The organism is Iodidimonas muriae, from assembly GCF_014647255.1.
Lineage (GTDB): Bacteria > Pseudomonadota > Alphaproteobacteria > Sphingomonadales > Rhodothalassiaceae > Iodidimonas > Iodidimonas muriae.
In genome coordinates this window covers 23,312-29,838 of record NZ_BMOV01000014.1, presented here as the reverse complement: position 1 = coordinate 29,838, position 6,527 = coordinate 23,312, and the positions used below count along the sequence as shown (strand labels likewise).

The following is a 6,527-nucleotide window of genomic DNA, read 5'->3' as shown; positions in this document are numbered from 1 at the left end:
TGCGCTTTGCGATCCGTGAAGGTGGCCGCACCGTCGGTGCCGGCGTCGTTGCCTCCATCGTCGAGTAAGTTTGAAGAGCCCGCGCATTGGCGCGGCTGAGAGAGTGAAACACATGGAAGCGCAAAATATTCGCATCCGGTTAAAGGCGTTCGATCATCGAATCCTGGATCAGGCATCCGGTGAGATCGCCAATACCGCCAAGCGCACCGGCGCTTTGGTTTTGGGACCGATTCCCATGCCTACTCGTATCGAGAAGTTTACCGTTCTGCGTTCGCCGCATATCGACAAGAAATCGCGCGAACAGTTCGAAGTGCGGACTCATAAACGCCTTCTCGACATCATCGACCCGACTCCGCAAACGGTGGACGCACTCATGAAGCTGGATCTTTCGGCGGGTGTGGACGTCGAGATCAAGCTTCAGGGGTAAGCAGCAATGCGCACCGGATTGATAGCAAAGAAAATGGGCATGACCCGCGTATTCGACGCAGCAGGACGCCACGTTCCCGTGACGGTTCTGCAGATCGAAGACTGCCAGGTGGTTTCCCAGCGGACTGCAGACCGGGACGGCTATTCAGCCCTTCAGGTCGGCGCAGGTAAAGCAAAAGTAAAAAACGTGACCGCGCCCATGCGCGGCCATTTCGGGAAGGCTGAAGTTGAGCCGAAAATGCGTTTGGCAGAGTTCCGCGTGACAGACGACAATATGGTCGATGTCGGCGCTACTTTGTCGGCTGAGCATTTCGTTCCCGGTCAGAAGGTCGATGTGGTCGGCAACAGCAAGGGTAAGGGATTCGCCGGTGCCATGAAGCGGCACAATTTCGGCGGCCTGCGCGCCTCGCATGGTGTGTCGATTTCTCACCGCAGTCACGGATCGACCGGTCAGTGCCAAGACCCTGGTAAGGTGTTCAAGGGCAAGAAAATGGCCGGCCATATGGGTGATGTGCGTGTGACCACGCAAAATCTCGAAGTGGTTGATGTGCGGGCGGATGAAGGTCTGATCCTTGTTCGCGGTGCCGTACCGGGCGCAAAAGGGTCCTGGATCCTTGTTTCCGATGCGGAAAAGGCACCTCTTCCTGAGAATGCACCACGTCCGGCTGCTCTTAAGGTTGTTGCCCAGAGTGAAACTGAGGTAGCGCCGGCGGCGGAAACCGCTTCGGCTTCTGCCGAGAGCGAGACGAAGGAATAACGTGCTATGAAAGCCGACGTCTTGACACTGGATGCGGAAAAAGCTGGCTCGATCGAGCTCGATGACGCGATTTTCGCGCTCGAAGCCCGCGCCGACATCCTTCACCGTATCGTTAATTGGCAGCTTGCCAAGCGCCGGGCGGGAACCCATGCGGTTCAGTTCCGTTCGGATGTGAGCTCCACGGGTAAGAAAGCCTATAAGCAGAAGGGATCGGGCAATGCCCGTCACGGCAATCGCCGCGCCAATCTGTTTCGTGGCGGTGGCCGGGCTTTTGGTCCGATCCCGCGCGATCATGGCTTCTCCTTGCCGAAGAAGGTCAGAAAGCTTGGTCTGAAAACAGCGCTGAGCTCGAAGCAGGCCGCTGGTCGTCTTGTGGTTCTGGATGAGCTGTCGCTCACCGAAGCCAAGACCAAGGGCTTTCGTGAAAAGCTTGAAAAGCTGGGCCTTCAGAACGCGCTGTTCATTGACGGTTCCGAGATTGATGTGAATGTGCAGCGCGCTGCCGCGAACATTCCCAACATCGATGTGCTGCCGAGCCAGGGCGCCAATGTCTATGACATTTTGCGGCGCGATACGCTGGTTCTCACAAAAGCAGCCATCGAAAAGCTTGCAGAGAGGCTGAAATGACCGGCCACAAGCATTATGACGTGATCCTGCGCCCTGTGATTACCGAAAAGGCAACGCTTGGTGCGGAAAACAATCAGGTAACCTTCGAGGTTGCCCCCAGTGCAACGAAACCGCAGATCAAGGCGGCCGTCGAAGCACTGTTCGATGTCAAGGTGACAAAGGTGAACACGCTGGTACAGAAGGGCAAAGTGAAGCGCTTCCGTGGTGTGTTCGGCCGTCGCCCTGATGTGAGAAAAGCGATGGTGACCTTGGCTGAAGGTCACAGCATCGACGTGACGACGGGGATCTGAGCACATGGCATTGAAGCAATACAAGCCGACAAGCCCGGGTCAGCGCGGCCTTGTTCTGGTCGATCGCTCTCAGCTTCATAAAGGCGCACCGGTCAAGAAATTGACCGAGGGCCTTTCGAAGAAGGGTGGTCGCAACAATAACGGACGCATCACGGCACGGCGCCGTGGTGGCGGACATAAGCGCACCTATCGCGTCATCGATTTCAAGCGGCGCAAATGGGATATGGAAGCCACGATCGAGCGGATCGAATATGATCCCAATCGCTCGGCTTTCATCGCGCTGATTACGTATGAAGATGGCGAGCAGGCCTATATCATTGCGCCCCAGCGTGTGGGGGCCGGTGATAAGGTGGTGGCCAGTGCCAAAGCTGATGTGAAGCCGGGCAATGCGATGCCATTGTCGGCGGTTCCCATTGGCACCATCGTGCACAATGTTGAGCTGAAAGCCGGTGCAGGCGGCAAGATCGCCCGTTCAGCCGGTACCTATGTTCAGCTTGTCGGGCGTGATCAGGGCTATGCCATTCTGCGTCTGACATCTGGTGAGCAACGGAAGGTTCGTGCGGAATGCATGGCCACTGTTGGTGCGGTATCCAATCCGGACAAACAGAACCAGACCTTGGCGAAAGCCGGTCGTAATCGCTGGTTGGGCAAGCGTCCGTCTGTGCGTGGCGTGGTAATGAACCCGGTTGACCATCCGCATGGCGGTGGTGAAGGCCGGACTTCGGGCGGTCGCCATCCGGTGACCCCATGGGGTAAACCCACGAAGGGCGCCAAGACACGGTCCAACAAGTCCACTGACAAATACATCGTACGGTCGCGTCACGATCGTAAGAAGAAGCGATAAGGGGGCCAATTGAAATGGCACGTTCTGTCTGGAAAGGCCCGTTTGTGGAACTCTCTTTGCTTAAAAAAGCAGAGGAGATGCAGGATGCCGGCAAGAAACAGGTCATCAAGACCTGGTCGCGCCGATCAACCATCATGCCGCAATTCGTCGGGCTCACCTTTAATGTCTATAACGGTCAGAAATTTGTTCCCGTCTATGTGACGGAAGAAATGGTTGGCCATAAACTTGGTGAATTCGCGCCGACGCGGACCTACTACGGTCATGCGGCGGACAAGAAGGCAAAGAGGAAGTAATCGTGGGCAAGCAAGTCAATCCTCGCCGCGTGAGTGAGAATGAGGCGCTGGCCGTGGGCAATATGCTCCGCGGTTCTCCGCAAAAACTCAATCTTGTCGCGGAAACCATTCGTGGACTTCCGGTTGAAAAGGCGCTGGCTTCGCTGCGCTTCAACCGCCGCGGTGCCGCCGAACAGGTGCGTAAGGTTCTCGAATCGGCTGTGGCCAATGCCGAGAACAATCATAATCTCGACGTCGATCAACTGGTGGTCGCCGAAGCAAGTGTGGGCAAAGCACTGGTCATGAAACGCTTTCGCGCCCGGGCCCGCGGTCGTGTCGGCAAGATCCTGAAGCCGTTCAGCCGGCTGCGGATCGTTGTCCGCGAAGTTGAGGAGAAGTAAGATGGGTCATAAAGTTAACCCCATTGGTCTGCGACTCGGCGTCAATCGCACCTGGGATTCGCGTTGGTACGCCGATCGTGGCGAATATGGCAAACTCCTGCATGAAGACCTGAAGATCCGTGAATATATCAAGGATCGCCTGGCGCAGGCCGGTGTGAGCCGAATCGTCATCGAACGTCCGGCAAAAAAGCCGCGTGTCAGCGTCTATTCCGCCCGTCCCGGTGTGATCATCGGGAAAAAAGGGGCCGATATCGATAAGCTGCGTTCGGATCTGAGCAAGCTGACCGGTCAAGAAACCACGTTGAACATCGTCGAGATTCGCAAGCCGGAAATCGACGCAACCTTGATCGCTGAAGGCATTGCCCAACAGCTCGAACGTCGTGTGGCATTTCGTCGCGCCATGAAGCGGGCTGTGCAGTCCGCCATGCGTTTGGGTGCTCTTGGGATCCGTGTGAATGCCGGTGGTCGTCTTGGCGGCGCCGAAATCGCACGCACCGAATGGTACCGTGAAGGCCGTGTTCCGTTGCACACATTGCGTGCGGATATCGATTATGGAACGGCAGAAGCGAAGACTGCTTACGGCATCTGCGGGATCAAAGTCTGGGTATTTAAAGGGGAAATCATGGAACATGATCCCTATGCCCAGGAGAAGCGTTTGCAAGACGCACAGACCGCGGCCGCTGGTGGGCGACGCTAGAATCGCGAAGAGTTTGAGGGTAAAGCATCATGCTGCAGCCGAAGAGAACAAAATTCCGCAAGGCACATAAAGGCCGTATCAAAGGTCTTGCCAAAGGCGGGTCGAATCTGGATTTCGGCTCTTATGGGTTGAAAGCTACGCAGCCGGGGCGTATTACAGCGCGTCAAATCGAAGCTGCACGTCGGGCTATGACTCGTCATATCAAACGTGCCGGTAAGGTTTGGATTCGTGTATTTCCGGATGTTCCGGTATCGAAAAAGCCGACTGAAGTGCGTATGGGTAAAGGTAAAGGCGCTCCGGAATTCTGGGCCGCCCGCATCAAGCCGGGGCGCGTCATGTTTGAATTGGAAGGTGTGTCGGAAGATCTGGCTCGGGGAGCGTTTGAACGCGCTGCCGCCAAGCTGCCGATCGGCACCAAATTCGTCATGCGCCAGCTTTGAGTAGGCTATTGAGGAGACGCAAGCGATGAAAGCTGCGGATTTTAGAGTGAAGACGGCCGATGAGCTCTCGACGGAGCTTGGACAGCTGAAGAAAGAACAATTCAATCTGCGTTTCCAGGCGGCTTCTGGCCAGCTGGAAAACACAGCGCGGATGCGTCAGGTGCGTCGTGATATTGCCCGGATCAAGACGATCCAGGGTAATAGCAGCGCCTCCTGAACGATAAGGAAGATTGGTCATGCCGAAACGAGTACTTCTTGGCACGGTGGTGAGCGACCGCACAGACAAAACCATTGTGGTTTCTGTCGAGCGTCGTTTCAAACATGCGTTGCTGGGCAAGATCGTGCGCCGCACAAAGAAATATCAGGCGCATGATGAAACGAACGAATGGAAGTCGGGTGACCGGGTCCGCATTGAGGAATGCCGGCCGATTTCCAAGAATAAATGCTGGCGCGTCATTGGCGGCGAGCATATTGAAACGGTCTGATCGCAGAGTTGCGTGAAGACACCTAGTTTGAGGGTTTGAATCGATGATCCAGATGCAGACGAACCTCGACGTCGCGGATAATTCCGGCGCCAAGAGGGTGCAGTGCATCAAGGTGCTCGGCGGGTCGAAGAAAAAGACCGCGAGCGTCGGTGACGTGATTGTGGTTTCCATCAAGGAAGCCATTCCGCGTGGCCGTGTGAAAAAAGGCGACGTGCACCGTGCCGTTGTCGTACGCACCGCAAAAGAAATTCGTCGGGCCGATGGCTCGGCTATCCGCTTCGACCGCAATGCAGCCGTGCTGATCAACAAGCAGGGCGAGCCGGTCGGGACCCGTATTTTCGGCCCGGTTGTGCGTGAATTGCGCGCGATGAAGCATATGAAAATCATCTCGCTCGCGCCGGAGGTGCTGTAATGGCTGCGAAGCTGAAAAAGGGCGACAAGGTCGTCGTGCTGGCTGGCCGTGATAAAGGCAAGCGAGGCGAGATTACCCGGGTGATGCCGCGCGAAGGGCGTGCCATTGTTCAGGGTGTGAACATGGTCACCAAGCACAAGAAGCCGACCCAGACGGGTCCTGGCGGCATTGAGCAGATGGAAGCCCCGATCGCTCTGAGCAATCTGGCGATCGAAGATCCCAAAGACGGCGCGCCGACCCGTGTCGGTTTCAAAATTCTCGAGGACGGCCGCAAGGTTCGTGTGGCGAAAAAGTCCGGGGAGGTCATCAATGGCTGAAGCGCAGACCTATGTTCCGCGCCTGCGCACCCGCTATGACGAGGTACGCAAGCAGCTGCAGGAAAAGTTCGGCTATAAGAATGTCAACGAGATTCCCAAGCTGGACAAAATCGTGATCAATGTTGGTGTGGGGGATGCCGTTGGCGATTCCAAGCGCATCAACAAGGTCGTGCAGGAAATCACCGCCATTTCTGGCCAGAAGCCTGTTGTGACACGCGCCAAGAAATCCATCGCCGGCTTCAAGCTGCGCGAAGGGATGCCGATTGGTGTGAAGGTCACTCTGCGCAGCCAGCGGATGTATGAATTTCTGGACCGGCTTGTGACGATTGCGCTGCCGCGGGTTCGAGATTTCCGTGGGGTGAATCCCAAGAGCTTCGATGGTCGCGGCAACTATGCCATGGGCCTGAAAGAGCAAATCGTGTTTCCCGAAATCAGTTACGACCAGGTCGAAATTGTTCGGGGAATGGATATTATCATTTGCACAACGGCAAAGAACGATGACGAAGCACGTGAGTTGCTTCGCGGGTTCGACATGCCGTTCGTGCAGAACTGAGCCGGG

General features: G+C 56.3%; 15 protein-coding genes. All 15 read left to right on the top strand.

Annotated features, from left to right (window positions below):
- Positions 1 to 68 (top strand): EF-Tu C-terminal domain-related protein (locus IEX96_RS14370; protein WP_188874125.1); only part of this gene is annotated, 68 nt, incomplete at its 5' end.
- 44 nt (positions 69 to 112) lie between these two features.
- Positions 113 to 427 (top strand): 30S ribosomal protein S10, encoded by a 315-nt coding sequence (gene rpsJ / locus IEX96_RS13575; RefSeq protein WP_042084117.1) that lies wholly within the window; start codon positions 113 to 115, stop codon positions 425 to 427.
- Between the two features lie 6 nt (positions 428 to 433).
- A complete protein-coding gene (rplC, locus tag IEX96_RS13570; RefSeq protein WP_150001316.1) occupies positions 434 to 1,183 on the top strand; it encodes a 50S ribosomal protein L3 in 750 nt (249 codons plus the stop codon).
- A 6-nt stretch (positions 1,184 to 1,189) separates the two neighbouring features.
- Entirely contained in the window at positions 1,190 to 1,810 is a 621-nt protein-coding gene (rplD, locus tag IEX96_RS13565; RefSeq protein WP_150001315.1) for a 50S ribosomal protein L4, read from the top strand.
- Complete coding sequence (locus tag IEX96_RS13560; protein ID WP_150001314.1) at positions 1,807 to 2,100, top strand: 50S ribosomal protein L23; 294 nt, start codon at positions 1,807 to 1,809, stop codon at positions 2,098 to 2,100. Before rplD ends, IEX96_RS13560 begins: the two co-directional genes overlap by 4 nt.
- A gap of 4 nt (positions 2,101 to 2,104) precedes the next feature.
- The gene (gene rplB / locus IEX96_RS13555; RefSeq protein ID WP_188874123.1) at positions 2,105 to 2,944 is read left to right on the top strand and encodes a 50S ribosomal protein L2; all 840 of its coding nucleotides are present in this window, start codon (positions 2,105 to 2,107) and stop codon (positions 2,942 to 2,944) included.
- 14 nt (positions 2,945 to 2,958) lie between these two features.
- Positions 2,959 to 3,237 carry a 30S ribosomal protein S19 gene (gene rpsS / locus IEX96_RS13550; protein ID WP_042084105.1) on the top strand — a complete coding sequence of 93 codons (279 nt, stop codon included), beginning with the start codon at positions 2,959 to 2,961 and terminating at the stop codon, positions 3,235 to 3,237.
- A gap of 2 nt (positions 3,238 to 3,239) precedes the next feature.
- Entirely contained in the window at positions 3,240 to 3,617 is a 378-nt protein-coding gene (rplV, locus tag IEX96_RS13545; protein WP_150001313.1) for a 50S ribosomal protein L22, read from the top strand.
- A 1-nt stretch (position 3,618) separates the two neighbouring features.
- Positions 3,619 to 4,314, top strand: a complete 696-nt coding sequence (gene rpsC, locus IEX96_RS13540; protein ID WP_150001312.1) for a 30S ribosomal protein S3 — start codon at positions 3,619 to 3,621, stop codon at positions 4,312 to 4,314.
- A gap of 29 nt (positions 4,315 to 4,343) precedes the next feature.
- Positions 4,344 to 4,754, top strand: a complete 411-nt coding sequence (gene rplP / locus IEX96_RS13535; protein ID WP_150001311.1) for a 50S ribosomal protein L16 — start codon at positions 4,344 to 4,346, stop codon at positions 4,752 to 4,754.
- 25 nt (positions 4,755 to 4,779) lie between these two features.
- A complete protein-coding gene (gene rpmC / locus IEX96_RS13530; RefSeq protein WP_150001310.1) occupies positions 4,780 to 4,971 on the top strand; it encodes a 50S ribosomal protein L29 in 192 nt (63 codons plus the stop codon).
- A gap of 19 nt (positions 4,972 to 4,990) precedes the next feature.
- Positions 4,991 to 5,239, top strand: a complete 249-nt coding sequence (rpsQ, locus tag IEX96_RS13525; RefSeq protein ID WP_150001309.1) for a 30S ribosomal protein S17 — start codon at positions 4,991 to 4,993, stop codon at positions 5,237 to 5,239.
- Between the two features lie 43 nt (positions 5,240 to 5,282).
- Complete coding sequence (rplN, locus tag IEX96_RS13520; protein ID WP_150001308.1) at positions 5,283 to 5,651, top strand: 50S ribosomal protein L14; 369 nt, start codon at positions 5,283 to 5,285, stop codon at positions 5,649 to 5,651.
- Positions 5,651 to 5,968, top strand: a complete 318-nt coding sequence (rplX, locus tag IEX96_RS13515; RefSeq protein WP_150001307.1) for a 50S ribosomal protein L24 — start codon at positions 5,651 to 5,653, stop codon at positions 5,966 to 5,968. The genes rplN and rplX overlap by 1 nt, the downstream gene beginning before the upstream one ends.
- Entirely contained in the window at positions 5,961 to 6,521 is a 561-nt protein-coding gene (gene rplE, locus IEX96_RS13510; RefSeq protein WP_150006321.1) for a 50S ribosomal protein L5, read from the top strand. The genes rplX and rplE overlap by 8 nt, the downstream gene beginning before the upstream one ends.
- Positions 6,522 to 6,527 lie beyond the last annotated feature (6 nt).

Excerpts from the sequence above, each read along its gene's own strand:
- rpsJ (WP_042084117.1), top strand. The coding sequence starts at position 113 with ATGGAAGCGCAAAATATTCGCATCCGGTTAAAGGCGTTCGATCATCGA.
- rplC (WP_150001316.1), top strand. The coding sequence starts at position 434 with ATGCGCACCGGATTGATAGCAAAGAAAATGGGCATGACCCGCGTATTC.
- rplD (WP_150001315.1), top strand. The coding sequence starts at position 1,190 with ATGAAAGCCGACGTCTTGACACTGGATGCGGAAAAAGCTGGCTCGATC.
- IEX96_RS13560 (WP_150001314.1), top strand. The coding sequence starts at position 1,807 with ATGACCGGCCACAAGCATTATGACGTGATCCTGCGCCCTGTGATTACC.
- rplB (WP_188874123.1), top strand. The coding sequence starts at position 2,105 with ATGGCATTGAAGCAATACAAGCCGACAAGCCCGGGTCAGCGCGGCCTT.
- rpsS (WP_042084105.1), top strand. The coding sequence starts at position 2,959 with ATGGCACGTTCTGTCTGGAAAGGCCCGTTTGTGGAACTCTCTTTGCTT.
- rpsC (WP_150001312.1), top strand. The coding sequence starts at position 3,619 with ATGGGTCATAAAGTTAACCCCATTGGTCTGCGACTCGGCGTCAATCGC.
- rplP (WP_150001311.1), top strand. The coding sequence starts at position 4,344 with ATGCTGCAGCCGAAGAGAACAAAATTCCGCAAGGCACATAAAGGCCGT.
- rpmC (WP_150001310.1), top strand. The coding sequence starts at position 4,780 with ATGAAAGCTGCGGATTTTAGAGTGAAGACGGCCGATGAGCTCTCGACG.
- rpsQ (WP_150001309.1), top strand. The coding sequence starts at position 4,991 with ATGCCGAAACGAGTACTTCTTGGCACGGTGGTGAGCGACCGCACAGAC.
- rplN (WP_150001308.1), top strand. The coding sequence starts at position 5,283 with ATGATCCAGATGCAGACGAACCTCGACGTCGCGGATAATTCCGGCGCC.
- rplX (WP_150001307.1), top strand. The coding sequence starts at position 5,651 with ATGGCTGCGAAGCTGAAAAAGGGCGACAAGGTCGTCGTGCTGGCTGGC.
- rplE (WP_150006321.1), top strand. The coding sequence starts at position 5,961 with ATGGCTGAAGCGCAGACCTATGTTCCGCGCCTGCGCACCCGCTATGAC.